Origin of the sequence: Aeromonas sp. (assembly GCF_050252055.1) — a bacterium.
Taxonomy (GTDB): Bacteria; Pseudomonadota; Gammaproteobacteria; order Enterobacterales; family Aeromonadaceae; genus Aeromonas; species Aeromonas caviae.
Genome location: NZ_JBFWLQ010000004.1, coordinates 94,923 through 119,309, shown reverse-complemented (window position 1 = coordinate 119,309; position 24,387 = coordinate 94,923). Strand labels below are relative to the sequence as shown.

Below are 24,387 nucleotides of genomic sequence, written 5' to 3'. Positions count from 1 at the left end.
ACCGTGCTTAAAGTTGGAAAATGTATGCGACATCACTTAACTCATTTGCGTACCATGGATCTGCTGATGGGGTTTCTCTCCGTGATTTCGGTTTGCCTGGTGGCTGCTCGCTGGCTGGGGCACGGTGAACTAAGCCCCCAGACTTTGCAGCTCTTTTATGATGTCGACAGCCTGATCTGCTACTTCTTCCTCGCTCACTTCGCCTATGGCTGGGCGCGCGCCTCCGACAGGATGGCCTTCTTCAAGAGCAACTGGTTCTATCTGCCCGGCAGCCTGCCCATGGTGGAACAACTGCGCTGGGCGCGGCTCATCCAGCTGTGGCGGGTTTACCAGTTGCTCCGGGACAGACCGGATCTGCTGGCCATGTTCCGTCGTGAACGCAACGAAACCACCCTCTCCGGCATTCTCTTCCTCTTCTTCCTGTTGCTGGGGGTCGGCTCCGGCGTCATGTACTGGCTGGAAACAGGGCAACCCGGCAGCCAGATCCAGACTCCTTACGATGCCTTCTGGTGGACGCTGGTGACCCTCTCTACCGTGGGGTACGGGGATCTGGTGCCCAAGACGGAGGAGGGGCGCTTCGTCGCCAGCCTGCTGATCCTCTTTGGAGTGGGTTTGTTTGGCGCCCTCAGCGGCTTCATGGCCAGCCTGTTCGTCCATCCCGGCAAGACCAACGACGACACCGCTGTGTGGCGACGCCAGCAGAGCGAGCAGCAGGCGCAACTGCTCAAAGAGCTCAAGGCCCTGCGCGCCGAGGTGCAGGCGCTGAAACAGAAGTAGGTGCGACGTCTGGAATGGTCGCGTGGCAAACCGGCGGCGCTGCGAGACAGCTCTCACTCGGGGAGATGGCGTTTTTCTTTGCTTGTCCTTTGACCCGCAGGCGGCTTAACATTCGGCCTGCAACCTAATCCAACGAAGAGAATCGATCGACCATGCGCGCCCTTCTCGGGATCCTGATCTGCTTGTGTGCCCAACAGGCACTGGCCGATACCCGCTATGTTTCAGACAACATCTTTACCTATATCCACAACGGTCCGGGTACCCAGTACCGGATCCTCGGCAGCGTCAAGGCCGGTGAGCCGCTGGAGGTCAAGGCGGTGAACCAGGAGGCCGGATTCACCCAGGTGGTGGACGGTCGTGGCCGCGAGGGCTGGATCAAGAACAGCGAGCTGCAGGGGGAGATCAGCCTGCGTGAACGCCTTCCCCAGGTTCAGAAAGAGCTGGACGAAGCCAAGGCCCGTCTGCTGAACCTCAATGGCGACAACGAGAAACGTTTCGCCGAGAAGGATGGCAAGATCGCCGAGCAGAGCAAGGAGATCGCCAGCCTCAAAGCCCGTCTGGACAGCCAGAGCGCCGAGATGAGCAGCCTCAAGGAACAGAACGACGCCCTGACCCAGAGCTATGACAACCGTGAGCACGACATGCAGATGGACTGGTTCATCCGCGGTGGTGCCATGGTGGGGGGCGGCATCCTGCTCGGGATCCTCCTGCCCATGCTCCCGCGCCGTCGTAAGAGCAGCGAGCGCTGGATGAACTGATCGCCCGGGCGGTCAACAGGATGAAAGGTCGCCAGAGGCGGCCTTTTTTCATGGTGTGCCTGGCGAGAAGAGGGCCATGTCGGGGGTCGCCATCGGCCCTTCCCGCTCGTAATATGAGGCAAACGATCCTGTGCCGCGCGCATTCTCAACAAGAGCCTTCATCATATGTCATCAACTGAACAGGCCTTCTGGTTCGTGCTGGGGGGCGATCACCTCGTCCTGCTGGATGAACAGGGGCGCATTCCACAAGGGCCCCGCGCCGTTTTGCCCACCCATCTGCACACCGCCTCCTTCGAGCGCTTCGACGAGTGGGACGGCCTGCCTTGCCATCTGCTGGATCTGGGGGCGGAGGCGGAGACCGAGGCCATGGCCCCGCTGCGCCAGCTTATGGTGGCGGGGGACGAAGAGGGCTTTCGCCTCGCAGGGCGGGCCTGGCAGCTCGCCACTTTTCGCCGTACCCATCGCTTCTGCGGTGAGTGCGGCGCCCCCATGACCCCGAGGGAAGGGGAGTGGGCCCAGGGGTGTCATCACGGCCATGTCGTCTATCCGCGCATCTCCCCCTGCATCATCGTCGCGGTGCGCAAGGGGCCGGCCATCTTGCTGGCAGCCCACCGCCGTCACTATCAGGCGGATGATCCCATGTATACCGTGCTGGCCGGCTTCGTGGAGGCAGGGGAGAATCTGGAGCAGTGCGTGGCGCGGGAGGTGTTCGAGGAGAGCGGCATCCGGGTGACCAATGTGCGTTACGTGGCGAGCCAGCCCTGGCCCTTCCCCCACAGCCTGATGATGGGCTTCACCGCCGACTACGAGAACGGCGAGATCCGGGTGCAGGATGACGAACTGGTGGCGGCAGGCTTCTTTGAGGCTGACCGGCTGCCGCGCTTGCCCCCTCATGGCACCATAGCGCGCCGGCTCATCGAACAGTGTCTCGCCGAGGCGCGTTGAGGGAAAACGGGGGCGCTTGTATGCGCCCCCTCACATCTTTGCACTCCTGCGGCGATGTGCGGCGTCAGGGTCGCCCTCAGCCTTGCACAAAGTGGTATCATGTCCGCCATTTTATGCGTGACATGACTCAGGAACTGGGATGAAAGAGCTGAAAAACGATCGATACCTGCGTGCCCTGCTGCGCCAGGAAGTGGACATGACCCCGGTATGGATGATGCGTCAGGCTGGCCGTTATCTGCCGGAATACAAGGCGACCCGCGCCGTTGCGGGGGATTTCATGTCCCTGTGTCGCAACGCCGAGCTGGCCTGTGAAGTCACCTTGCAGCCCCTGCGCCGCTATCCGCTCGATGCCGCCATTCTCTTCTCCGACATCCTGACCGTGCCCGATGCCATGGGGCTGGGCCTCTACTTCGAACAGGGGGAAGGCCCGCGCTTCGAGCGCCCGATCACCTCCATGGCCGACGTGCAGGCCCTGCCCATCCCGGATCCGGAAGACGAGCTCGGCTACGTGATGAATGCGGTACGCACCATCCGCCGCGAGCTCAAGGGCGACGTGCCGCTCATCGGCTTCTCCGGCAGCCCCTGGACCCTGGCCACCTACATGGTGGAGGGGGGCAGCTCCAAGGCCTTCACCAAGATCAAGAAGATGATGTATGCAGAGCCGCAGACCCTGCATCTGCTGCTCGACAAGCTGGCGGACAGCGTGATCAGCTATCTCAACGCCCAGATCAGGGCGGGTGCCCAGGCGGTCATGGTATTCGACACCTGGGGCGGCGTGCTCACCCCGCGCGATTACCGCGACTTCTCCCTGCAGTACATGCACAAGATCGTCGATGGCCTGATCCGTGAACATGAGGGCCGCCGTGTGCCGGTCACCCTGTTCACCAAGAACGGCGGCCAGTGGCTGGAGCAGATCGCCGCCACCGGCTGTGATGCCCTGGGGCTGGACTGGACCACCGACATCGCGGACGCCAAACGCCGGGTCGGCGACAAGGTGGCGCTGCAAGGCAACATGGACCCCTCCATGCTCTACGCCACCCCGGAGCGGATCCGCGAAGAGGTCGCCACCATTCTGGCCGGTTTCGGTCATGGCAACGGTCATGTCTTCAACCTGGGGCACGGCATCCATCAGGATGTGGACCCGGAACATGCCGGCGTGTTCGTCAACGCGGTGCATGAGCTCTCCGCCCGGTACCACGGTCGCTGAGCGCGGCAAACAGCGTGATGAACGGGGCCTGCGGGCCCCGTTTTGCTGTCCGTGACACAGGGGGCTGCATCCTGGTTGCGGCTCGGGTTACACTGCACCCCCATGTTGGCAGTCGTGGCCGGGATGGGGTCGTTGAGGGGCAGGAGGCTGGATGGAGAAGCAGGCGTGGGATTGGGGGATCGACCTTGGCGGGACCAAGTGCGAGTGCGTGGTGCTCGATGGCGACGAGGTGTTGCTGCGCCACCGCATTCCCACTGAACGGCACGGCGGCTACCAGCACATGCTGGGCCAGATCGCCAAACTGGTGGACGAGTGTGCCGCCAAACTCGGTCAGCGTCCTGCACTCATCGGCATGGGGACGCCGGGGGCCCGGGACCCCCAGACCGGGCTGCTGAAAAACAGCAACACCACCGAGTTCAACGGCAAGCCGCTCAAGGAAGATCTGGAGCGCAGGCTGGGCGTCCCCGTGCTCATCGCCAACGACGCCAACTGTTTCGCCCTGGCGGAAACCCATCTGGGGGCGGTGCGCCAGCATCATCCCGATGCAAAAGTGGTGTTCGGCATCATCATGGGCACCGGGGTCGGGGCCGGCATCGTCATCAACGGCCAGATCCTCAACGGTCACCACGGCATCGCCGGGGAGTGGGGGCACAACGTCCTGTTGCCGGAGGGGCCAGAGTGCTACTGCGGCAAGCGCGGCTGCGTCGAAACCCTCATCAGCGGCCCGGCGCTGGAGGCCTGGTACGAGGCCAGGACCAAACGCCGTCTCTCGCTCGCCCAGATTGCTGCGGCCAGTGCCCATGATCATGTCGCCAGGCTCACCATGGACAGGTTGCACCTGCTGTTCGGCCAGGCCCTCGCCAACGTGATCAATATTCTCGATCCGGACGTCATCGTCATCGGTGGCGGCGTGGGCAATGTGCAGAGCCTCTATCGCGCCGGGCGCGAAACGGTATTGCCCTTCCTGTTCAACCCCCGCTTCGCCACCCCCATGGTAGCGCCGGCTCTGGGGGACAGCGCCGGGGTATTCGGTGCCGCACTGCTGGCCCGCGGCGTCTTTCGCGAGGCACTGCTCTCGTGAGTCGCCCCTTCCTCTCATCCCTTTGTCGCAGCTAAGGACACAACGTTTCCATGATCAAGATTGCCATCAACGGCTATGGCCGCATCGGCCGCAACGTGCTGCGGGCCCTCTACGAGAGCGGCCGCGACAAGACCATCAAGATAGTGGCCATCAACGAGCTGGCGGCCCCCGAGGCCATGGTGCACCTGACCCGCTTCGACACCAGCCACGGCCGGTTCCGCTATCCGGTGCAACTGGCGGGCAACAGCATGCAGGTGGGGGAGGATCTCATTGCCCTGTTTGCCGAGCGGGATCCGTCGAACTTGCCCTGGCGGGCGCTTGGGGTGGACGTGGTGCTGGACTGCACCGGGGTGTTCGGCTCCCGGGCCGATGCCGAGCTGCATCTGGGGGCGGGAGCGGGCAAGGTGCTCTTCTCCCATCCGGCGGACGCGGACGTGGACGCCACCATCGTCTACGGGGTCAACCACCAGGTGCTGACCGGGCGGGAGCGGATCGTCTCCAACGCCTCCTGCACCACCAACTGCGTGGTCCCCGTCATCGAAACATTGCATCGAGAATTCGAGATAAATTGTGGTACTATTACGACAATTCATTCGGCCATGCACGATCAGCAAGTCATCGATGCCTATCACGGCGACTTGCGCAGAACCCGGGCGGCCAGCCAGTCCATCATCCCGGTGGATACCAAGCTGGCAAAGGGGTTGGAACGTATCCTTCCCCACTTTGCCGGCAAGTTCGAGGCGATCGCGGTGCGGGTACCCACCATCAATGTAACCGCCATGGATCTGAGTATTACTGTTCGTAAAAAAGTGACAGTTAGTGACGTAAATCAAGCCCTGCAACGGGCATCCAGAGGTACATTACACGGTATTCTGGACTACACGGAAGAGCCACTGGTCTCCGTAGACTTTAATCATGATGCACACTCCTGCATCATTGATGGTACCCAGACCCGGGTCAGCGATGCCAACCTCGTCAAGATGTTGATGTGGTGCGATAACGAATGGGGCTTCGCCAACCGCATGCTGGATACCACCCGGGCCATGATGGCCGCAGGCTGAAAGTCTGCACCGGGCGCAAGGTTACTGTTTTTTTAACATTACCTGAAAATATATAGAGGACTGAATATGTCTGTTATCAAGATGACCGACCTGGATCTGGCGGGCAAACGCGTTCTGATCCGTGCTGACCTGAACGTGCCGGTAAAAGACGGCAAGGTCACTTCCGATGCACGTATCGTTGCGACTCTGCCGACCATCAAGCTGGCTCTGGAAAAGGGCGCCAAGCTGATGATCACCTCCCACCTGGGTCGTCCGACCGAGGGTGAATACAACGAAGAATTCTCCCTGGCTCCGGTTGTCAACTATCTGAAAGACGCACTGTCCTGCCCGGTTCGTCTGGCCAAAGACTACCTGGATGGCGTAGACGTCGCCGCCGGTGAGCTGGTTGTGCTGGAAAACTGCCGCTTCAACAAAGGCGAGAAGAAGAACACCGAAGAGCTGGCCAAAAAATACGCCTCCCTGTGTGACGTCTTTGTAATGGATGCGTTCGGTACTGCTCACCGCGCCGAAGGTTCTACCTACGGTGTGGCCCAGTTCGCGCCGGTTGCCTGTGCAGGCCCCCTGCTGGCCGGTGAACTGGAAGCCCTGGGCAAAGCCATGCTGAAGCCCGAGCGCCCCATGGTTGCCATCGTGGGCGGCTCCAAGGTCTCCACCAAGCTGACCGTACTCGAATCCCTCTCCAAGATCGCTGACCAGCTGGTGGTCGGTGGTGGCATCGCCAACACCTTCATCGCTGCTGCCGGTCACAACGTCGGCAAGTCCCTGTGCGAGCACGATCTGATCGACACCGCCAAGAAACTGGCTGCCGAAACCAACATTCCGGTGACCACCGACGTGGTTGTGGGTAGCGAATTCTCCGAATCCACCCCGGCCACCATCAAGTCCGTGTCCGACGTGACTGACGGCGACATGATCTTCGACATCGGTCCGGATTCCGCCAAGGCCCTGGCCGACATCATCATGAACGCCAAGACCATCCTGTGGAACGGCCCGGTCGGCGTGTTCGAGTTCGACCAGTTCGCTGAAGGCACCAAGGTGATCGCCGAAGCCATCGCCGCTTCCCCGGCCTTCTCCATCGCTGGCGGTGGTGACACCCTGGCTGCCATCGACAAGTTCGGCATCGCCGACAAGGTCTCCTACATCTCCACCGGCGGCGGCGCCTTCCTGGAGTTCGTAGAAGGCAAGGTACTGCCGGCTGTCGCGATTCTCGAAGAGCGCGCCAAAGCCTAATTGACCCGGGACGGGGGGCAAAAGCCTCCCGTTTCGTTTATCATGTGGCCGCTGTGCCGGTTCATGATGAACCCCCCACTTTTTATTAACGGCATACGAGACAGGACGATTAAACATGTCTAAGAAAATTTTCGACTTCGTAAAACCCGGCGTGATCACTGGTGATGACGTTCAGAAAGTGTTCGCCATCGCCAAGGAAAACGGCTTCGCTCTGCCGGCCGTCAACTGTGTCGGTACCGACTCCGTGAACGCCGTGCTGGAAGCTGCTGCCAAGGTCAAAGCCCCGGTTATCGTACAGTTCTCCAACGGTGGTGCCGTGTTCACCGCCGGCAAGGGTCTGAAGCTGGAAGGCCAGCAAGCTGCCATCCTGGGTGCCATCTCCGGTGCCAAGCACGTGCACGCCGTTGCCGAAGCCTACGGTGTACCGGTGATCCTGCACACCGACCACGCCGCCAAGAAGCTGCTGCCGTGGATCGACGGTCTGCTGGATGCCGGTGAGAAGCACTTTGCCGAAACCGGCAAGCCGCTGTTCTCCTCCCACATGCTGGATCTGTCCGAAGAGTCTCTGGAAGAGAACATCGACATCTGCTGCGAGTACCTGACCCGCATGGCCAAGATGAACATGACTCTGGAGCTGGAACTGGGCTGCACCGGCGGTGAAGAAGACGGCGTGGACAACAGCCACCTGGACCAATCCTCCCTGTACACCCAGCCGGAAGACGTGGCCTACGCCTACGAGCGTCTGTCCAAGATCAGCCCGCGCTTCACCATCGCTGCCTCCTTCGGCAACGTGCACGGTGTGTACAAGCCGGGTAACGTCAAGCTGACTCCGAAGATCCTGGACAACTCCCAGAAGTACGTCTCCGAGAAGTTCGGTCTGCCTGCCAAGTCCCTGGACTTCGTGTTCCACGGTGGCTCCGGCTCTACCCTGGAAGAGATCCGCGAATCCATCTCCTACGGCGTGGTGAAGATGAACATCGACACCGACACCCAGTGGGCGACCTGGGAAGGCGTGCTGAACTTCTACAAGTCCAACGAAGCCTACCTGCAAGGCCAGCTGGGCAACCCGGAAGGTGCCGACAAGCCGAACAAGAAGTTCTACGATCCGCGCGTATGGCTGCGTGCCGGTCAGACTTCCATGATCGCGCGTCTGGAGAAGGCCTTCTCCGACCTGAACGCCATCGACGTACTGTAATTCGCAGCACCTTGATTGCATGAAAAGGCGCCCTTCGGGGCGCCTTTTGCATTTCTGTGATCCTGACGGGCTGGATTGGGGATGGGGGGCTGGGTATTATCGATGACACCCGTTTAATTTAGTAAACGAATGCAACCAGGCAGGATGCTGAGCATGCAGACAGGAAGACAGGGACATCAGGAACACACGGCCTCCTATTACGCGGCCACTCGCAACGACCATCGGCAGTGGCCCGAGCTCAGTGGTGAGCTGGATGCGGACGTCTGCGTCATCGGTGGCGGTTTCACCGGCCTCAACACCGCCATCAACCTGGCCGATGCCGGTTACAAGGTGGTGCTGCTGGAGGCCAACCGCATCGGTTGGGGAGCGTCGGGGCGCAACGGCGGCCAGCTGATCCGCGGCATCGGCCACGATACCAGCCAGTTTGCCCGCTGGATTGGCGAGGCGGGCGTGCGGGAGCTGGATCTGATGGGGATCGAAGCGGTGCAGCTGGTGCGCGAGCGGGTCGAGCGTTTCAATATCGAGTGCGATCTCACCTGGGGCTATTGCGATCTCGCCACCAAGGCGCGTCACCTGAAGGGGTTCGAGGAGGATGCCGAGCACCTGGCGAGCCTGGGTTATCGGCACGCACTGAAAATGGTGGCGCGGGAGGAGATGCACACCGTGGTCGGGTCGGATCGCTATATCGGCGGGATGATCGACATGGGGTCCGGTCACCTGCATCCTCTCAACCTGGCTCTCGGCGAAGCGCGTGCGGCAGCCAGTCTCGGGGTCTCCCTGTTCGAACACTCAAGGGTGACCCACATCGATTACGGCGAGCGGGTCGAGGTGACCACGGCCCACGGCCGGGTCAGCGCGGACTACCTGGTGATCGGCTGCAACGCTTACCTGGGCGACCTCCAGCCCGATCTCGGGGGCAAGGTGCTTCCGGCGGGCTCCTACATTCTCGCCACCCAGGTGCTGGAGAAGCGCCTGCGCCTGCGCTTGCTGCCACAGAACATGGCGGTGTGCGATCAGAACGTGGCGCTCGACTACTATCGGCTGTCGGCGGACGGTCGCCTGCTGTTTGGCGGGGCCTGCAACTACTCGGGCCGTGACCCTCGCGACATCAAAGCCTTCATGCTGCCCAAGCTGCTGCGGGTCTTCCCCGAGCTCGCGGGTACCGCCATCGAGTTCCAGTGGGGAGGCATGATAGGCATAGGCGCCAACCGGCTGCCCCAGATAGGCCGCCTCGAGCAGCATCCCAACGTCTTCTATGCCCAGGCCTATTCGGGCCATGGCCTCAATGCCACCCACATGGCGGGCAAGCTGGTGGCGGAGGCGATCAAGGGGGAGAGCCGGGGCTTCGATCTCTTCAGCCGCGTCCCTCACATGACCTTCCCGGGTGGCCCGGCGTTGCGCTCTCCGTTGCTGGCGCTCGGGATGCTCTGGTATCGGCTGAAGGATCTGCTCTAAGGGGAGGGGGGCTCGGGATTATCCCTGCTGCGTCGCGTCTGGCTCGGCCAGGCGCCAGCCCTGCTCCGTCTTCATCATCCAGACCTGGGTCTCCTGCGCCAGGGCCTGGCCTGCCTCGAAGTCGCCATATTTGCGCTCGAGCTCCATCAGTCCCATCTCCTGCTGGAAGGGGCCGACCCTGTCATAGACGAGATCCTCGTCGTGCAGCACCTGCAACTGATCCAGTCCCTGCTTGAAGTGGAGCTGGTAGCTCACCTTGACCAGATAGACCCCCTCCATCCGCTCCTCCTTGCCGAGCACGGCGAAGTCGCGGATGTCGAACAGGTCAGCATCCGTGCCCGCCTGCAACCTGGCGGTGACCTGGCTCTGGATGGTCTCTTCACCGGGACCTGCGTTGCAGCCATAAAGCCAGAGGGCCAGCAGGGGGATGAACCACTTTTTCATCAAAACTCCGGACGAACGAGACGGGAAAGCGCAAATATTGCCACGGCGTCGGTCATATACAAGGGATTGCCGGAAAAATGGCGGTCAAACCGGGGGCCCACACGGTTGCACGGGCCACCCGGTATCAGCGCAGCTTGTCCAGCTGGCCGAGAAATTCGGCAGGCCCCATGAAGCCGGTCACCCGCTGGCCGTTCACCTCGTTGCCATCGCGATCGAAGAAGATGAGGGTCGGCAATCCCAGCACGTTGAGGCCGTTGAGCAGATCCACATCGGCGTCGTCGTTGGCGGTGACGTCCGCCTGCAGCAGCACCATCTCGCTGAAGCGCGCCTGCACATCGGGGTCGCTGAAGGTCTTGTGCTCGAACTCCTTGCAGGCCACGCACCAGTCGGCGTAGAGATCCAGCAACACCGGCTTGCCGCGGGCGGCGGCAAGCTGCACCTTGAGATCGTCCAGGGTCTTGATGCGAATGAAGCGGGGGGCCTGGGTCTGGGCGGCGGCATTGGCCCCCTCGGGTGGCAGCAGCAGATCCTTGCCCACCACCACAAGGCCCATCATCGCCAGCAGCAGGGCGAAGCCGCCGAGGCTCTTGCCCACCGAATGGGCGCGATGCTGGTTGTGGTGATAGAGATAACCGCACAGCACCAGCCCCCAGCCGAGCCAGAGCAGGGTGGCGACGAGGTCGCTCAGGAGCCTTGAGAGCAGCAGGATGGGCACAGCCAGCAGCGCAAAACCGAAGAGTTGCTTGATCACATCCATCCAGGCGCCGGCCCTGGGCAGCAGCTTGCCGCCAGAGGTGCCGAGCAAGAGCAGCGGCAGCCCCATGCCCAGGGAGAGGGCATAGAGGGCCGCACCGCCGAGCCAGAGGTCGCCACTCTGGGCCACGTAGATAAGGGCCCCGGAGAGCGGCGCCGTGGTGCAGGGGGAGCAGACCAGTCCCGAGATCATGCCCATGATGGCAACGCCGGCCACGGATCCGCCCTGCTGGCGGTTGGAGAAGCCCGAGAGACGGGTTTGCAGGCTGCTCGGCAGTTGCAGGGTGTAGAGCCCGAACATGGAGAGGGCGAGCAGCACGAACATCACCGAGAGGCTGATGAGCACATAGGGGTGCTGCAGGGCCGCCTGGAACTGCAGGCCCGCCGAGGCGACGACGAGCCCGAGCAGGGTATAGGTGACCGCCATCCCCTGCACATAGACAAAGGAGAGCAGGAAGGCGCGACGGGTGGAGAGGCGATGCCCGGCCCCGGCGATGATCCCGGTCAGGATGGGATACATGGGGAAGACGCAGGGGGTGAAGGCGAGGCCGAGACCAAGGGCGAAGAAGGCGGCGACGCTGATCCAGAACCCCTGGCTGCCGAGGGCGGCCGCCAGCCTGTCCTGCTGGCTGCCCGGCACGTCGGTGCCCTGAAGGCTGGCCACCGCTTCCGCCCGGGCGGGGGCGGCGAGGGGCTCGACGGCGATCCGCTTGTCGGTCGGTGGGTAGCAGAGTCCTTCGGTGCAGCCCTGGTAACTTAGGGTGAGGCTGGCCGCGTCCCCGACCCGGGTCAGTGCCACGGGGATCTGCACCTCCTGGTAATAGACCCGGCTCTTGCCGAAGAAGTCATCCTTGTGCTCGGTGCCGGGGGGCAGGACGGGCTCGTCGAAGGCGAGGTTCTCTCCCTTCACACGGATACTGTGGCGATAGAGGTAGTAGCCGTCGGCGATGCGTATCCGGAGCAGCAGCCGATCACCCTGTTGTTCGCTCTCGAGGGCGAAGGCCTGATCCACCTTGAGGAATCTGGGCTGGGTCTCGATGCCGAGGCTGCCGAGCAGATCCTGGCTGCTGGCCCGGGCGGGGGCCGTCGTCAGGACGCAGAGCAGGCCCAGCAGCATCAGCAGGAAGGAGAGGGGGCGAGAGGCGGTCATGAGGTCTCCTGTGTCAACCAATCGAGATAGGCAGGGTGGCCCTGGCTTGCGGGGAGCGCCAGGATCTCCGGTACCTCGTAGGGATGGTGGGCGAGAATGCACTGGCGCAGGGGTTCGAACAGCGCGGCCCGACTCTTGATGACGAGCTGGATCTCCCAGGTTCGCTCCGTCTTGCCCTGCCAGCGATAGACGGAGGTGACCCCGGGCAGCTGGTTGATGCAGGCGGCGAGGCGCTGATCGAGCAGCTGCTCGCAGAGGCGGTCTGCACTGGTCTCGTCGGGGCAGGTGCAGAGCACCAGAATGGCGTCGGTCATAGGGATGGACGGTCTCGGCAACGGGGCGCACGGGCCCCCTGGATCAGCCGTTACTATACCGGGCCGGGGGGCAAATAGCACCCGGCCCCCCGCGCCCGGAATAAGTCATGCGCCCGAGATGGACGCTGTGAAAAGGACAGGGCAGAATGAGCGGGCTTGTTCCAATTCTACGTAAGGAAATGTATGACCCAACAGAATGAGCAGCAGAGAAACCGCATGTTGAGCCTGTTGCGTGAAGGGGAGCGCCGCATGCTGGTGCAACTGGCCGGTCTGCTGCGTACCAGTGTCGACGAGATCAATGCGGAGCTGGAAAAAGAGGAGCTGTTGTCGGCGTTGGAGCAACCCATCACGGTGGAGTACCTCAACGGCGTGGTGCAGCATCATCTGTTCGAGCGCCTGCACAAGGGGGACATGGTGGCGGCCCAGCGCATGCTGAACCAGTACCAGAGCGACCTCGAAGCCATGATGCGCCAGGAAACCAGGCAGGACGATACCCCGCCGGAAGAGGTCAAGGCCCAGGCCTGACCCCGCGAGGCCCTCTTCAGCACCATCATGCCGTCGCATGATGGTGCCTCGCCCTTACCCCTCGAATCGCTTATCCCAGTGCCTTCTGCACCTGTCCCATGGGAATGGGGAACACCTTGTCGTAACTCCAGTTGTAGACGAAGGCATAGACCAGGTAGAAGAGCACGAAGCCCATATCCAGCACCAGCGCCTCCAGCAGGCCGATGTCGAGCCACCAGGACATCACCGGCAGGGCCACGATCAGCAGGCCCCCCTCGAACCCCAGGGTGTGCAGCACCCGCTGCCACAGCGCCTTGTGGGTGTGGCCCTGATAGCGCAGCAGCAGCTTGTCCACCCCGATGTTGTAGACATAGTTCCAGACGGTGGCGACCACCGAGAAGAACAGGGCCAGGGGGCCCATGTGGTTGAGCCCGACGCCGGTCACCCAGCTGGCCAGCGGAGCGGCGATCAGCAGGCCAATCAATTCGAAGCCGATGGCGTGGCGCAGGCGGTCACGGGTCGTACGCATGGTCTGTCTCTCTCTTTGGTCAGGGAATGGCGGCAATGTATCGCCAAAACCGGATAGATTCACGTTGGTATCTATCGCTAAAATAGATAGATGTGACGACACAACAGCACGGCGGAGCAGGCTCATGACCCCTTCACTGGAACACTTCAAGGCATTGCTGGCGACGGCCGAGACCGGGTCGTTCTCGGCGGCTGCGCGCAGGCTGGGCAAGGCCCAGTCGGTGGTGAGTGCCGCCATCGCCAACCTGGAGATCGATCTCGGCCTTGCGTTGTTCGATCGCAGCGGCCGCTATCCCGTGCTGACCGAGGCGGGTGCCCGCATCTGTCAGGAGGCAGGGGTGCTGCTGGCCCAGAACGAGCGACTGCAGGCCATCGCAGGAGAACTGGCCAACGGCGTCGAGTCGCGCCTCACCCTGGCCATCGACGATGACTCCCACCTGCCCTGGCTTGGTTCCCTGCTGGAGGAGTTCGCCAGCCGTTACCCGGCGGTGGAGCTGGAGCTGCTGTTCCCGCTGATGGAGGACGTGACCGAGCTGCTCAAGAGCGGCCGTGCCCAGCTCGGCATCAGCTATCAGAAGGCGCACCCCGAGCGGGAGCTGGTCTCCCGCTCCCTGGGGACGGTCACCATGCCCCTGGTGGTCTCTCCGGATCACCCCCTGGCCCACAAGACGCCGTTGAAGGAGAGCGACCTGCAAGGGGCTCGCCAGTTGATGGTGACCGGACGGCGGGAGGGGACGGAGCGCCATCGCTTCCGCCTCTCGGCGCAAGTGTGGTGGGTGGAGGGGGATCTCGGGATCCTGGAGCTGGTGAAACTGGGGCTGGGATGGGCGGCGGTGCCCGAGTTTCTGCTGCACCGGCCCCTGGCGCGGGGGGAGCTGGTGGTGCTCAAGCCGGACTTCATCGCCGAGGCGGAACTGGCGCTGGAGTTGCAGTGGTATCGCGCCCGCCCGCTCGGGCAGGCGGGGCGCTGGCTGCAGGAGGCACTGCTGGCGCGGGTGCCTCGTTAGGGGGGATTCAGTCGATCAACGCATAGGGCAGGGGTTGCAGACCGAGGCTGGAGCCCTCTTCCAGCTTGAGGCGGAAACGGGCGTCGGCCTCGGTATCCTTGGGCAGCACGGCAGTGAGCCACACCTGACCCTGCTGCTGCCAGGCGTTGAGCACCAGACCGCTGCGGCGCCAGTTGTCACCGAGCTGGATCTCCAGGGTGTCACCGCTGGCCACCTGCGTTGCGGCAGTGCCGCTCAGCACGAAGAGGGCGCGGTTGTTGGCGCCGCGATACTTGGCGCGTGCCACCGTCTCCTGCCCCATGTAGCAGCCCTTGTTGAAGCTGATGCCATCAAGGGCTTGCAGGTTCAGCATCTGGGGGATGTATTCCCCCTGATGGACCGCTTCCAGATGGGGGAGACCGGCTTTGATCTCCAGCCCCCACCAGAGTCCTTCGTCGCCCACCGGCAGGTTCAGGGCCAGCGGGGATGTGCTCGCCAGCAGCCAGCGGTCCGCCTCCACCCTGACTGCCATGCCGCCCTCCACCAGACCGGTGCCGGTCAGCGCGAAGTGCTGTGCCATCCAGTCGTCCGCCCCCTGACCGGCCAGTCCGGTCAGGCTGCCCTGAAACTCGCCGATCTCGACCTTGGCAAAGATCGCAAACTTCTTGAGCTCCGGCAGCTGGCGGGCCAGCACCGAGGGCTTGGTCAGCATCAGCAGGCTGTCTTCCAGGCAGAGCAGGCGAAAATCGCTCCACAGCTTGCCCTTGGGATCGCAGTGGCCGCCGAGGGTGCTCTGGCCCGGTTGCAGGGCGTTGACGTCGCAGGTGACCTGACCTTGCAGATACTTGGCGCGATCCGGGCCGCCGAGGCGGGTGATGGCCAGATTGGTCAGGGAAAACAGGGTCGGCTCGGCAGGAAGAAGAGGGGTCGGCAGGCTCACGATGGGATTCCAGAGACAGAAAGTATGTGACCTGCATGGTAAAGACGTAAGGAATGTTTGTCAGCCGGAAAATCCTGCTGCTACCATTCCCCGGTCTTTGTAAGGAGAGTTCCATGTTGAACCCAAGTGAGAAGTCCCGCCTGAAGTGGGCCTGCCGTCGCGGCATGCTCGAGCTGGATGTGATCTTTATGCCCTTCTTTGAGCACGAGTTCGATGGCCTCGGCGAGGCCGAACAGCGCACCTTCATCCGCCTGCTGGAGTGCGAGGATCCCGAGCTGTTCCGCTGGTGCATGGGTCACGGCGTGCCCGAGGATCCCGCTTTTGCCGCCATGATCCCCCTGATCCTCGAGCGCAACCAGGCCCGCCACGACAGCCTGCGCTGAGCCCGACTCGCGACCGCCACCCCTCATGGCCAGCCTCGCGTCTCCCCAGCGGGTAGTGATGCCCGTGATCGCCTCCCGCCAGCAGCGTCTGCTGCTGTGCATCCTGTTTCTGTTGCTGCTCTTGCCCGTCGCCAGCCTGATCCAGGGCTGGCAATGGGGGCTGTTCCTCCCTGTCTGGGGGCTGAGTCTGTGGCGCGCGTTGCGCCGCCATCCGGCGGCGAGCGGCGTGCTCGTCTGGGATGGGGAGTGGCTCGAGTGGCAAGGGGCGCGCCATCGGCTGGATCCCCGCAGCCGCATCCTGCCCGGGGTGCTCTGGTTGCGGCTGAAGACGGTGGAGGGCTCCGAGGGGCAGCTCTGGCTCTTCTCCGATGCCCTGGCCCCTGCACACTACCGCGCCCTGGCCCGCGCCATCCACCTCGCTGTTCGCTAGGGGCGTCTCTCTCTACCTGCTACATCTGCCGCTCATAGCAGATGACCCCGCCTGGGCGGGGTCATCTGGGGGAGGGCATACGCCCGAATCGAACACAACGGCCTTATTCCTGATCCGGCATCATTCCCGATCCGGGGTCAGCACGGTCGGCTTGGAGTCCGGCTGCATGTCCGGATAATCCAGGTTGTAGTGCAGACCGCGAGACTCCTTGCGCTCCAGGGCGCAGTTGACGATAAGCTCGGCCACCTGCAACAGGTTGCGCAGCTCCAGCAGGTTGTTGGAGACCCGGAAGTTGGCGTAGTACTCCTGCACCTCCTGCTTGAGCAGATCGATGCGACGCTTGGCCCGGGCCAGGCGCTTGTTGGTGCGCACTATGCCCACGTAGTCCCACATCATCAGCCGCAGCTCGTGCCAGTTGTGCTGGATCACCACCTGCTCGTCCGAGTCATCCACCTGGCTCTCGTCCCAGGCCGGCAGGCTGGGGGGCGCCACGCTGGTGGGCAGCTTGGCCAGGATGTCGGCTCCCGCCTGGTGGGCATAGACCACGCATTCGAGCAGGGAGTTGGAGGCCATGCGATTGGCGCCGTGCAACCCGGTATAGGTCACCTCGCCGATGGCATAGAGGCCGGGGATGTCGGTCTGGCCGTTGTTGTCGATCATCACGCCGCCACAGGTGTAGTGGGCCGCCGGGACGATGGGCATCGCCTCCTTGGTGATGTCGATACCGACCGCGAGGCAGCGCTCATAAATGGTCGGGAAGTGCTTGATGATGAAATCCGCCGGCTTGTGGCTGATGTCCAGATACATGCAATCCGCCCCGAGGCGCTTCATCTCGTGGTCGATGGCGCGGGCGACGATGTCCCGCGGGGCCAGCTCGGCCCGCTCGTCAAACTCCGGCATGAAGCGGCTGCCGTCGGGACGGCGCAGGTAGGCCCCTTCGCCACGCAGCGCTTCGGTCAGCAGGAAGTTGGGGTCGTCCGGGTGGAACAGGCTGGTGGGGTGGAACTGGTTGAATTCCAGGTTCGCCACCCGGCAGCCGGCGCGCCATGCCATGGCGATGCCATCGCCAGAGCTGACGTCCGGGTTGGAGGTGTACTGGTACACCTTGGAGGCCCCGCCGGTGGCCAGTGCCACGAAGCGGGCGCGGATCACCTCGACCTGCTCGGCGTTGCGATTCCAGACATAGGCTCCCAGTACCTTGTTGCCCGGCAGACCCAACTTGCGGGTGGTGATGAGATCGACCGCGTTGAAGCGCTCCATCAGCTGGATGTTGGGGTGGGCGCGCACCTGGTCGATCAGGGTGAGCTGCACCGCCTTGCCGGTGGCGTCGGCCGCGTGGAAGATGCGGCGATGGCTGTGGCCCCCTTCCCGGGTCAGGTGATAGTGGGATTCCCCCTCGGCATCCTCTTCCTGATCGAAGGGGACCCCTTGCTGAATGAGCCACTGGATGGAGTCGCGGGCGTTGCGGGCTGTGAACTCCACCACCGCCGGGTCGCACAACCCGGCGCCGGCGTTGAGCGTGTCGCTCACGTGGGATTCGATGCTGTCGGTCTCGTCGAACACGGCAGCGATGCCTCCTTGCGCATAGAGAGTGGCCCCCTCACTGATGGGCCCCTTGCTCAGAACCAGGACTTTGGCCTGGTCTGCCAATCGCAACGCGAGGGACAGACCGGCGGCACCGCTGCCAATGATGAGTACGTCGCAAAGGTATTCAACACTTGCTTTCATAAGTATCATTGGCCTGGATTAAGAACTGGCCCCATGGTAGCCCAAGGGGGGTTGTGATGCAGCCCGCATCACATTTTTTTCAATGCAAGCGAACTTTCCCTGATTCCTCCTGTCTGAACTTGTGCGCTTAGAAGGGGCCGGAAAAGAAAAACGATAACCTGATGGGGGTTTTACGGCTCTGATGAGCGACCAGAATCTACTGGACGAACAGCTGGTTGAACGGGTCCAGCGTGGCGATAAAAATGCATTCAACCTGTTGGTACGCAAGTACCAGCACAAGGTGGTCAACCTGGTGGCCAGGTATGTCAACAATCCGGGCGATGTACCGGATGTGGCGCAGGAGGCATTCATCAAGGCCTACCGTGCGTTGCCGACATTCCGTGGCGAGAGCGCGTTTTACACCTGGTTGTACCGGATTGCCGTCAACACGGCCAAAAACTACCTGACGTCACAGGGGCGCAGACCGCCCAGCAGTGATGTCGAAGCGGACGAGGCTGAATATTATGGTGGTGGTGAAGCCCTGCAAGAGGTGGCCACCCCGGAAAACCTAGCGCTGACCGACGAGATCAAGCGTACCGTGTTTACCGCCATAGAAGCCTTGCCAGAAGATTTGAGAACGGCGATCACCCTTCGTGAAATGGAAGGGCTGAGCTACGAGGAGATTGCGGAGATCATGGATTGTCCGGTGGGTACGGTGAGATCCCGCATCTTCCGGGCGAGGGAAGCAATCGATAAAAAGCTGCAACCTCTGATCGAGCATTAACTGGGGAAAGACAGGCAAACTTATGGCAAATAAAGAGCAACTTTCAGCCCTGATGGATGGCGACCTTAGCGAAATCGAGGTACTGAACGAGCTGGGAACGGATCCCGCTCTGCAGGATACCTGGTCGCGTTACCATCTGATCGGTGATGCCATGCGGGGTGACCTGCCGGTCAATCTGCAACTGGATCTCAGCGACAGTATCATGCTGGCGCTGGAGGATGAACCCGCCATACTGGCGCCCAAGCCGGCACAGCCTGCTGCGCCCCAGGTGCAGCCCGCCGGCAAGGTGATCCCCTTCGTTCGCCGCTTTGGCCAGCAAGTGGGGCAGTATGCCATTGCCGCCTCCGTGGCTGCCGCCGTCATCTTCGGCGTGCAGCAGTACCAGGGCAAGGATGGTGTACCGACCAGTCCGGTGCTCAATACCATACCCGTGGGTGGCAGTGCTGCGCCGGTGAGCGTGCACTATCCCCAGGATGGCAGCCGGACCGGTGTGCGTCAGCAAGGTCTGAGCGAGCAGCAGATGCAGGAGCAGCGCGAGCGCATCAATGCCTTCCTGCGCGACCATCAACTGCAACAGCGTCTGCTGCAAGACAAGCAGATTCAGGAATAACGCATTTTTAGGGATCAGATCGTGCGCCAGCCCAGCCGTATCCTGCTGGCCTCTCTCCTGTTGATTTGTGCCAAGGCCTCGGCCGACGATCTGTCGGCCGAGGCCTTGTTGCAGCAGATGCAGAGTGCCGTTTCGCAACAAAACTTCGAATTGTCCATGGTCAAGGCCCGCCAGGGGCGCCTCGAGCCTATCCGTTTCAGCCACGGGATCATCGATGGCAAGGAGGTGGCTCACTTGAGCTATCTCGACGGCAAGGCCGTGGAGTTCCTGCAACGGCAGAACGAATACACCTTCTTCGAAAACACCCATGAACCCTACACCCTCAAGGGGGCGCGTTTCCCCGGGGTCTGGTCGAGCCTGGTGAGGATGCCGCTGCCCCGGGTGATGGAGAGTTATGACCCCGTGCTGGCGGGCCGCAGCCGGGTGGCCGGCCTGGTGGCACAAGTGGTACGGCTGGTGCCCAAGGAGGCGGACAAGTACGGCTTCGTGCTCTGGATTGACGAACAGAGCCATCTGCTGCTGCGGGTGGACATGGTGGATCGGGAAGGAAATCTGGTGGAGCAGGTGCTGGGGGTGGATCTGGACAGGCAATCTGCGCCGGCCCCCTGGCTGGTCACCCTGGCACGCAGCAAGCTGCCGGATGCGCTGGCGCTGGAAGATGCCTATCCCGCTCCCCAGCAGACCCTCAACTGGCACCTGACCTGGTTGCCCGATGGCTTCAAGGTGCTCTCTCAGGATCGGCATCAGCTGGTCAGCACCAGTCTGCCGGTGGATTACATGATGCTCTCCGACGGGCTGGTGGATCTCTCCGTCTATGTTTCCCGGGTCGATCCCAAGCAGGCGGTGCGCCAGCAGTTGATTCGCCAGGGGGCCACCTCGCTGGTGAGCTTCGTCAACGAGGTCGGGGTAGAGATCACCGTGGTGGGCGAGGTGCCCGCCGAAACCGCCAAGCGCATCGCCGAGGCCGTGCAGCCGCTGGCCCGCAACGAGGCGGTGCAGTGAGTCTTTGCCGTGAGACTTGCCCTGAGGGTGCCGCCGTGTTGAGATCCGGAGCATCCACCGCCCCCTGTGAGGAGTCATCAGGTGAGTAACATGAGTGAAGAGCTGGCCACAGTAGTGGCCATCGACGGCAATCACGCCTGGGTGGAGTGCGAGCGGCGATCCGCCTGCAGCGGTTGCCACCAACAATCCAGCTGCGGGACCGGCACCGTCGCCAAGGCCTTTCCCATGAAGGCGCAGCGGCTGCGGGTCGCCCTCACCGGCGATGTGGCGGTGGGCCAGCAGATCCGCCTGGGCATCCCTCAGGCCAGCATCCTGCGCGGTGCGGCTCTGGTGTACGTGCTGCCGCTCTTCTGTCTGCTGCTGGGCGCCCTGCTCGGCCAGCTTTGGCTGGTGCCGCTCTTGTCGGCGGGAGAGGGGGTGACCATCCTCTGCTGTCTGCTGGGCGGCGCCATCGGATTTTTACTGGTTCGTTACTTTTCTGACCGGCTCGAGCAGGGGGAATACGGTCCCCGCATGCTCGGGGTGGTGCTCAATACCCGTCATCTCTCTTGAGGGGCCGGGTCTGGCGGAGGGCATCCAGGTGCCCAACGCCCGCCAGACAAGGCGCTATTTGTGGGGCCCGCCGACTAAAGATTGGCCGTCGACCGGGTTATCCCGTAAAATCCTGCCCTCATATCCGACCCTAACTTAATTTTGAGTGATTCTTGCTCGATGAAACACATTCGTAACTTTTCGATTATTGCGCACATCGACCACGGTAAGTCGACCCTGTCGGACCGTCTGATCCAGACTTGCGGCGGCCTGTCCGATCGCGAGATGCAGGCCCAGGTGCTGGACTCCATGGATCTGGAGCGCGAGCGCGGCATTACCATCAAGGCACAGAGTGTGACCCTGAACTACCAGGCACAAGACGGTAACACCTATCAGCTGAACTTTATCGACACCCCGGGCCACGTGGATTTCTCCTACGAGGTTTCTCGCTCCCTGGCTGCCTGTGAAGGGGCACTGCTGGTGGTGGATGCCGGTCAGGGGGTTGAGGCACAGACTCTGGCCAACTGCTACACCGCCATGGAAATGGAGCTGGAAGTGGTGCCGGTGCTGAACAAGATTGACCTGCCGGCCGCAGAGCCCGAGCGGGTTGCCGAGGAGATCGAGGACATCGTCGGCATCGACGCGGTGGACGCGGTGCGCTGCTCCGCCAAGACCGGCCTCGGTGTCGATCTGGTGCTGGAAGAGATCGTCGCCAAGATCCCGTCCCCGGAAGGGGATCCGGAGGCGCCGCTGCAGGCGCTGATCATCGACTCCTGGTTCGACTCCTACCTCGGGGTCGTGTCGCTCGTGCGGATCAAGAACGGTTCCCTGAAGAAGAACGACAAGATCAAGGTGATGAGCACCGGTCAGGTGTGGGGTGTAGATCGTATCGGTATCTTCACCCCCAAGCAGGTGGACACCGACGGCCTGGGTTGTGGCGAGGTAGGTTGGGTCGTCTGCGGCATCAAGGACATCCACGGTGCGCCGGTGGGGGATACCCTGACCCTGGCCAAGCACGGTGCCGAGAAGGCGCTGGCCGGCTTCAAGAAGGTGAAGCCCCAGGTCTATGCGGGCCTGTTCCCCATCTCCAGCGATGACTACGAGTCCTTCCGCGATGCGCTGGAGAAGCTCTCCCTCAACGACGCCTCCCTGTTCTACGAACCGGAGAGCTCCACGGCGCTGGGCTTCGGCTTCCGCTGCGGCTTCCTCGGGATGCTGCACATGGAGATCATCCAGGAGCGTCTGGAGCGTGAATACGATCTGGATCTCATCACCACCGCACCGACCGTGGTCTACGAGATCGAGCTGAACGATGGCTCCACCATCCACATCGACAGCCCGGCCCAGATGCCCGCCATCAACAACATCAAGGAGATGCGCGAGCCCATCGCTGAGTGTCACATCCTGCTGCCGCAGGAGTACATGGGCAACGTCATCACCCTCTGCATCGAGAAGCGCGGCGTACAGACCAACATGGTCTACCACGGCAAGCAGGTGGCGCTGACCTACGAGATCCCGATGGCGGAAGTGGTGCTCGACTTCTTCGACCGTCTGAAGTCCACCAGTCGCGGCTACGCCTCCCTGGACTACGGCTTCAAGCGTTTCGAAACCTCCGACATGGTCCGTTTGGACATCATGATCAACGGCGAGCGGGTCGACGCCCTGGCCATCATCACCCACAAGGAGAACGCCCAGTATCGCGGTCGCCAGGTGGTGGAGAAGATGCGCGAGCTGATCCCGCGCCAGATGTTCGACATCGCCATCCAGGCCGCCATCGGCAACCAGATCATCGCCCGCAGCACCGTCAAGGCATTGCGTAAAGACGTCACCGCCAAGTGCTACGGTGGTGACGTGAGCCGGAAGAAGAAGCTGTTGAACAAGCAGAAAGAAGGCAAGAAGCGGATGAAGTCCCTGGGTCGTGTGGACGTGCCGCAAGAGGCCTTCCTCGCTATTCTCCACGTCGGAAAGGATTAATCGATGGCAAGCACCTTTTCCCTGATCCTCGTCGTCGTCACCCTGCTGACCGGCATCATCTGGACGCTCGACAAGCTGGTCTGGGCCAAGCAGCGGGCAGCCAAAATTGCCGCCGCCCGTGCCAATGCCGGTCCGGATGTGGACGAGAAGACACTGGCCAAGGTGGCCCCCATGCCGGTCTGGATCGAACAGACCGGCGGGGTTTTCCCGGTGATCGCGCTGGTGCTGATCCTGCGCTCCTTCATCTTCGAGCCGTTCCAGATCCCGTCCGGCTCCATGATGCCGACCCTGCTGGTGGGCGACTTCATCCTGGTGGAGAAGTTTGCCTACGGCCTCAAGGACCCGGTGACCAACACCAAGTTCCTCGAGACCGGTGAGCCGAAGCGCGGTGATGTGGTGGTCTTCAAGTATCCGCTGGATACCCGGGTGGACTACATCAAGCGGGTGGTCGGCATGCCCGGCGATCGGGTCATCTATCGCAACAAGGAGCTGATGATCCGGCCCAAGTGCGATGAGCAGGAAGGGAAAACGTGCCCCGGCTTCCAGAAGCTGGACGTCAAGTTCGAGCAGCGCGGTGAGTTCAGCCAGATGGGGATCCCGCTGGATCGCTACACCGAACAGCTGGGCGATGTCTCCCACGAGACCTTGCGCAACCCGCTGATGCCGGACCTGGTGGACCGCTACTATCGCCAGCCCGGCACCTACCCCGACGAGTGGGTAGTGCCGGAAGGCCACTATTTCGTGATGGGTGACAACCGCGACAACAGCACCGACAGCCGTTTCTGGGGTTTCGTGCCCGAGCAGAACCTGGTGGGCAAGGCGGTCGCCATCTGGATCAGTTTCGAATTCGAGCGCGAGGAAGGGTCCAGCTTGCCGAGCTGGGTGCCGACCGGTGTGCGCTTCAACCGCATTGGCGGAATCAAGTAAATGAATATCAAGATGAACAGACTGCAGTCCCGTCTCGGGCATGTCTTTCAGGATCCTGAGCTGCTGACCCGGGCACTGACCCATCGCAGCGCAGGGTCCCGTCACAACGAGCGCCTGGAATTTCTGGGGGACTCCATCCTGAGTCTGGTGATTGCCGATGACCTCTTCCACCGCTTCCCGCAGGCGGCGGAAGGGGATCTCAGCCGGATGCGCGCCACCCTGGTGCGCGAGAAGACGCTGGCCGAGCTGGGCCGGGAATTCGACCTCGGGGATCACCTGATCCTGGGGCCGGGGGAGCTGAAAAGCGGCGGTTTTCGCCGCGAGTCCATCCTGGCCGACACCGTCGAGGCGGTGATCGGCGCCATCTATCTGGACACGGATCTGGAGCGGGTGCGCAGCCTCCTGCTCGGCTGGTATGCCAGCCGCCTTGGCGAGATCAAGCCCGGAATCGAACAGAAGGATCCCAAGACCCGTCTGCAAGAGATCCTGCAGGGCAGCCGCAAATCCCTGCCGACCTACACGGTGACCAACGTCAAGGGCGAGGCCCACAACCAGGAGTTCACCGTCCAGTGCGAAGTGGATGGGCTGGATGGCCCCCTGGTCGGGATCGGCTCCAGCCGCCGCAAGGCCGAACAGGCCGCGGCGCAGCAAGCACTGGAACGGCTGTCATGAGCACCATGACGGATCCGGCACTGTGCGCTCATTTCACTC

Annotated in this window: 26 protein-coding genes; 20 read left to right on the top strand and 6 right to left on the bottom strand. The window is 62.6% G+C overall.

What is annotated here, in order from left to right; translation table 11 throughout:
* Positions 1 to 24 precede the first annotated feature (24 nt).
* From AB7E19_RS08680 to AB7E19_RS08640, 9 genes are all read left to right on the top strand, one after another.
* Positions 25 to 777: a potassium channel family protein gene (locus AB7E19_RS08680; protein ID WP_029314808.1), complete on the top strand. Its 753-nt coding sequence runs from the start codon at positions 25 to 27 to the stop codon at positions 775 to 777.
* Positions 778 to 929: 152 nt separating this feature from the next.
* Positions 930 to 1,535, top strand: a complete 606-nt coding sequence (locus AB7E19_RS08675) for a TIGR04211 family SH3 domain-containing protein (protein ID WP_010675664.1) — start codon at positions 930 to 932, stop codon at positions 1,533 to 1,535.
* 165 nt (positions 1,536 to 1,700) lie between these two features.
* Entirely contained in the window at positions 1,701 to 2,480 is a 780-nt protein-coding gene (gene nudC / locus AB7E19_RS08670) for an NAD(+) diphosphatase (protein WP_113068978.1), read from the top strand.
* A 139-nt stretch (positions 2,481 to 2,619) separates the two neighbouring features.
* Positions 2,620 to 3,687, top strand: coding sequence for a uroporphyrinogen decarboxylase (hemE, locus tag AB7E19_RS08665; protein ID WP_043154833.1), 1,068 nt, complete (start codon positions 2,620 to 2,622; stop codon positions 3,685 to 3,687).
* 151 nt (positions 3,688 to 3,838) lie between these two features.
* On the top strand, positions 3,839 to 4,768 hold the full coding sequence (locus AB7E19_RS08660; protein ID WP_045522010.1) for an ROK family protein: 930 nt from the start codon (positions 3,839 to 3,841) through the stop codon (positions 4,766 to 4,768).
* 50 nt (positions 4,769 to 4,818) lie between these two features.
* On the top strand, positions 4,819 to 5,829 hold the full coding sequence (gene epd / locus AB7E19_RS08655; RefSeq protein ID WP_041211676.1) for an erythrose-4-phosphate dehydrogenase: 1,011 nt from the start codon (positions 4,819 to 4,821) through the stop codon (positions 5,827 to 5,829).
* Between the two features lie 66 nt (positions 5,830 to 5,895).
* The gene (locus AB7E19_RS08650) at positions 5,896 to 7,059 is read left to right on the top strand and encodes a phosphoglycerate kinase (RefSeq protein WP_069651896.1); all 1,164 of its coding nucleotides are present in this window, start codon (positions 5,896 to 5,898) and stop codon (positions 7,057 to 7,059) included.
* A 115-nt stretch (positions 7,060 to 7,174) separates the two neighbouring features.
* Positions 7,175 to 8,254 (top strand): class II fructose-bisphosphate aldolase, encoded by a 1,080-nt coding sequence (gene fbaA / locus AB7E19_RS08645; protein ID WP_010675658.1) that lies wholly within the window; start codon positions 7,175 to 7,177, stop codon positions 8,252 to 8,254.
* 153 nt (positions 8,255 to 8,407) lie between these two features.
* Positions 8,408 to 9,709 carry an FAD-binding oxidoreductase gene (locus AB7E19_RS08640; protein WP_322131378.1) on the top strand — a complete coding sequence of 434 codons (1,302 nt, stop codon included), beginning with the start codon at positions 8,408 to 8,410 and terminating at the stop codon, positions 9,707 to 9,709.
* A gap of 18 nt (positions 9,710 to 9,727) precedes the next feature.
* Here the strand turns inward: AB7E19_RS08640 and AB7E19_RS08635 are convergent, their stop codons facing one another.
* The 3 genes from AB7E19_RS08635 to cutA all read right to left on the bottom strand — a co-directional run bounded on the left by AB7E19_RS08635 (position 9,728) and on the right by cutA (position 12,370).
* Positions 9,728 to 10,153, bottom strand: coding sequence for a hypothetical protein (locus tag AB7E19_RS08635; RefSeq protein WP_039040544.1), 426 nt, complete (start codon positions 10,151 to 10,153; stop codon positions 9,728 to 9,730).
* Between the two features lie 124 nt (positions 10,154 to 10,277).
* Positions 10,278 to 12,056, bottom strand: a complete 1,779-nt coding sequence (locus AB7E19_RS08630) for a protein-disulfide reductase DsbD (RefSeq protein ID WP_322131377.1) — start codon at positions 12,054 to 12,056, stop codon at positions 10,278 to 10,280.
* Positions 12,053 to 12,370, bottom strand: coding sequence for a divalent-cation tolerance protein CutA (gene cutA, locus AB7E19_RS08625; protein ID WP_322131376.1), 318 nt, complete (start codon positions 12,368 to 12,370; stop codon positions 12,053 to 12,055). Before cutA ends, AB7E19_RS08630 begins: the two co-directional genes overlap by 4 nt.
* Positions 12,371 to 12,553: 183 nt before the next feature.
* Here cutA and AB7E19_RS08620 point away from each other — a divergent pair, with 183 nt between their 5' ends.
* A complete protein-coding gene (locus AB7E19_RS08620) occupies positions 12,554 to 12,895 on the top strand; it encodes a hypothetical protein (RefSeq protein WP_010675652.1) in 342 nt (113 codons plus the stop codon).
* A 70-nt stretch (positions 12,896 to 12,965) separates the two neighbouring features.
* Here the strand turns inward: AB7E19_RS08620 and AB7E19_RS08615 are convergent, their stop codons facing one another.
* Positions 12,966 to 13,403, bottom strand: a complete 438-nt coding sequence (locus AB7E19_RS08615; RefSeq protein WP_039040541.1) for a PACE efflux transporter — start codon at positions 13,401 to 13,403, stop codon at positions 12,966 to 12,968.
* 124 nt (positions 13,404 to 13,527) lie between these two features.
* Between AB7E19_RS08615 and AB7E19_RS08610 the strand changes: the two genes are divergently transcribed.
* The gene (locus AB7E19_RS08610; RefSeq protein ID WP_322131375.1) at positions 13,528 to 14,409 is read left to right on the top strand and encodes a LysR family transcriptional regulator; all 882 of its coding nucleotides are present in this window, start codon (positions 13,528 to 13,530) and stop codon (positions 14,407 to 14,409) included.
* Between the two features lie 7 nt (positions 14,410 to 14,416).
* Here the strand turns inward: AB7E19_RS08610 and ygfZ are convergent, their stop codons facing one another.
* Positions 14,417 to 15,328, bottom strand: a complete 912-nt coding sequence (ygfZ, locus tag AB7E19_RS08605) for a tRNA-modifying protein YgfZ (protein WP_322131374.1) — start codon at positions 15,326 to 15,328, stop codon at positions 14,417 to 14,419.
* 113 nt (positions 15,329 to 15,441) lie between these two features.
* On the opposite strand from ygfZ, the gene AB7E19_RS08600 reads away from it, so the two are divergent.
* Together AB7E19_RS08600 and AB7E19_RS08595 are read left to right on the top strand one after the other, a co-directional pair.
* Positions 15,442 to 15,711, top strand: coding sequence for a succinate dehydrogenase assembly factor 2 (locus tag AB7E19_RS08600; RefSeq protein WP_010675648.1), 270 nt, complete (start codon positions 15,442 to 15,444; stop codon positions 15,709 to 15,711).
* Positions 15,712 to 15,769: 58 nt separating this feature from the next.
* Positions 15,770 to 16,141, top strand: coding sequence for a protein YgfX (locus AB7E19_RS08595; RefSeq protein ID WP_043154867.1), 372 nt, complete (start codon positions 15,770 to 15,772; stop codon positions 16,139 to 16,141).
* Between the two features lie 120 nt (positions 16,142 to 16,261).
* Here the strand turns inward: AB7E19_RS08595 and nadB are convergent, their stop codons facing one another.
* On the bottom strand, positions 16,262 to 17,869 hold the full coding sequence (nadB, locus tag AB7E19_RS08590) for an L-aspartate oxidase (protein WP_048208412.1): 1,608 nt from the start codon (positions 17,867 to 17,869) through the stop codon (positions 16,262 to 16,264).
* A 181-nt stretch (positions 17,870 to 18,050) separates the two neighbouring features.
* Here nadB and rpoE point away from each other — a divergent pair, with 181 nt between their 5' ends.
* The 7 genes from rpoE (at position 18,051) to rnc (ending at position 24,348) form a co-directional block, all read left to right on the top strand.
* A complete protein-coding gene (rpoE, locus tag AB7E19_RS08585) occupies positions 18,051 to 18,632 on the top strand; it encodes an RNA polymerase sigma factor RpoE (RefSeq protein WP_010675645.1) in 582 nt (193 codons plus the stop codon).
* A 22-nt stretch (positions 18,633 to 18,654) separates the two neighbouring features.
* A complete protein-coding gene (locus tag AB7E19_RS08580) occupies positions 18,655 to 19,242 on the top strand; it encodes a sigma-E factor negative regulatory protein (RefSeq protein ID WP_041211670.1) in 588 nt (195 codons plus the stop codon).
* A 21-nt stretch (positions 19,243 to 19,263) separates the two neighbouring features.
* Entirely contained in the window at positions 19,264 to 20,244 is a 981-nt protein-coding gene (locus AB7E19_RS08575) for a MucB/RseB C-terminal domain-containing protein (protein WP_427934968.1), read from the top strand.
* A gap of 90 nt (positions 20,245 to 20,334) precedes the next feature.
* Entirely contained in the window at positions 20,335 to 20,796 is a 462-nt protein-coding gene (locus tag AB7E19_RS08570; protein ID WP_039040538.1) for a SoxR reducing system RseC family protein, read from the top strand.
* Between the two features lie 159 nt (positions 20,797 to 20,955).
* Complete coding sequence (lepA, locus tag AB7E19_RS08565) at positions 20,956 to 22,749, top strand: translation elongation factor 4 (protein WP_042016225.1); 1,794 nt, start codon at positions 20,956 to 20,958, stop codon at positions 22,747 to 22,749.
* 3 nt (positions 22,750 to 22,752) lie between these two features.
* Positions 22,753 to 23,676, top strand: a complete 924-nt coding sequence (gene lepB / locus AB7E19_RS08560) for a signal peptidase I (RefSeq protein ID WP_010675640.1) — start codon at positions 22,753 to 22,755, stop codon at positions 23,674 to 23,676.
* On the top strand, positions 23,677 to 24,348 hold the full coding sequence (rnc, locus tag AB7E19_RS08555) for a ribonuclease III (RefSeq protein WP_010675639.1): 672 nt from the start codon (positions 23,677 to 23,679) through the stop codon (positions 24,346 to 24,348).
* Positions 24,349 to 24,387: the final 39 nt, after the last annotated feature.

Bases quoted from the DNA above. Each gene is read 5' to 3' on its own strand.
- AB7E19_RS08680 (WP_029314808.1), top strand. From the start codon at position 25: ATGCGACATCACTTAACTCATTTGCGTACCATGGATCTGCTGATGGGG.
- AB7E19_RS08675 (WP_010675664.1), top strand. From the start codon at position 930: ATGCGCGCCCTTCTCGGGATCCTGATCTGCTTGTGTGCCCAACAGGCA.
- nudC (WP_113068978.1), top strand. From the start codon at position 1,701: ATGTCATCAACTGAACAGGCCTTCTGGTTCGTGCTGGGGGGCGATCAC.
- hemE (WP_043154833.1), top strand. From the start codon at position 2,620: ATGAAAGAGCTGAAAAACGATCGATACCTGCGTGCCCTGCTGCGCCAG.
- AB7E19_RS08660 (WP_045522010.1), top strand. From the start codon at position 3,839: ATGGAGAAGCAGGCGTGGGATTGGGGGATCGACCTTGGCGGGACCAAG.
- epd (WP_041211676.1), top strand. From the start codon at position 4,819: ATGATCAAGATTGCCATCAACGGCTATGGCCGCATCGGCCGCAACGTG.
- AB7E19_RS08650 (WP_069651896.1), top strand. From the start codon at position 5,896: ATGTCTGTTATCAAGATGACCGACCTGGATCTGGCGGGCAAACGCGTT.
- fbaA (WP_010675658.1), top strand. From the start codon at position 7,175: ATGTCTAAGAAAATTTTCGACTTCGTAAAACCCGGCGTGATCACTGGT.
- AB7E19_RS08640 (WP_322131378.1), top strand. From the start codon at position 8,408: ATGCAGACAGGAAGACAGGGACATCAGGAACACACGGCCTCCTATTAC.
- AB7E19_RS08635 (WP_039040544.1), bottom strand. From the start codon at position 10,153: ATGAAAAAGTGGTTCATCCCCCTGCTGGCCCTCTGGCTTTATGGCTGC.
- AB7E19_RS08630 (WP_322131377.1), bottom strand. From the start codon at position 12,056: ATGACCGCCTCTCGCCCCCTCTCCTTCCTGCTGATGCTGCTGGGCCTG.
- cutA (WP_322131376.1), bottom strand. From the start codon at position 12,370: ATGACCGACGCCATTCTGGTGCTCTGCACCTGCCCCGACGAGACCAGT.
- AB7E19_RS08620 (WP_010675652.1), top strand. From the start codon at position 12,554: ATGACCCAACAGAATGAGCAGCAGAGAAACCGCATGTTGAGCCTGTTG.
- AB7E19_RS08615 (WP_039040541.1), bottom strand. From the start codon at position 13,403: ATGCGTACGACCCGTGACCGCCTGCGCCACGCCATCGGCTTCGAATTG.
- AB7E19_RS08610 (WP_322131375.1), top strand. From the start codon at position 13,528: ATGACCCCTTCACTGGAACACTTCAAGGCATTGCTGGCGACGGCCGAG.
- AB7E19_RS08600 (WP_010675648.1), top strand. From the start codon at position 15,442: ATGTTGAACCCAAGTGAGAAGTCCCGCCTGAAGTGGGCCTGCCGTCGC.
- AB7E19_RS08595 (WP_043154867.1), top strand. From the start codon at position 15,770: ATGCCCGTGATCGCCTCCCGCCAGCAGCGTCTGCTGCTGTGCATCCTG.
- nadB (WP_048208412.1), bottom strand. From the start codon at position 17,869: ATGAAAGCAAGTGTTGAATACCTTTGCGACGTACTCATCATTGGCAGC.
- rpoE (WP_010675645.1), top strand. From the start codon at position 18,051: ATGAGCGACCAGAATCTACTGGACGAACAGCTGGTTGAACGGGTCCAG.
- AB7E19_RS08580 (WP_041211670.1), top strand. From the start codon at position 18,655: ATGGCAAATAAAGAGCAACTTTCAGCCCTGATGGATGGCGACCTTAGC.
- AB7E19_RS08570 (WP_039040538.1), top strand. From the start codon at position 20,335: ATGAGTGAAGAGCTGGCCACAGTAGTGGCCATCGACGGCAATCACGCC.
- lepA (WP_042016225.1), top strand. From the start codon at position 20,956: ATGAAACACATTCGTAACTTTTCGATTATTGCGCACATCGACCACGGT.
- lepB (WP_010675640.1), top strand. From the start codon at position 22,753: ATGGCAAGCACCTTTTCCCTGATCCTCGTCGTCGTCACCCTGCTGACC.
- rnc (WP_010675639.1), top strand. From the start codon at position 23,677: ATGAATATCAAGATGAACAGACTGCAGTCCCGTCTCGGGCATGTCTTT.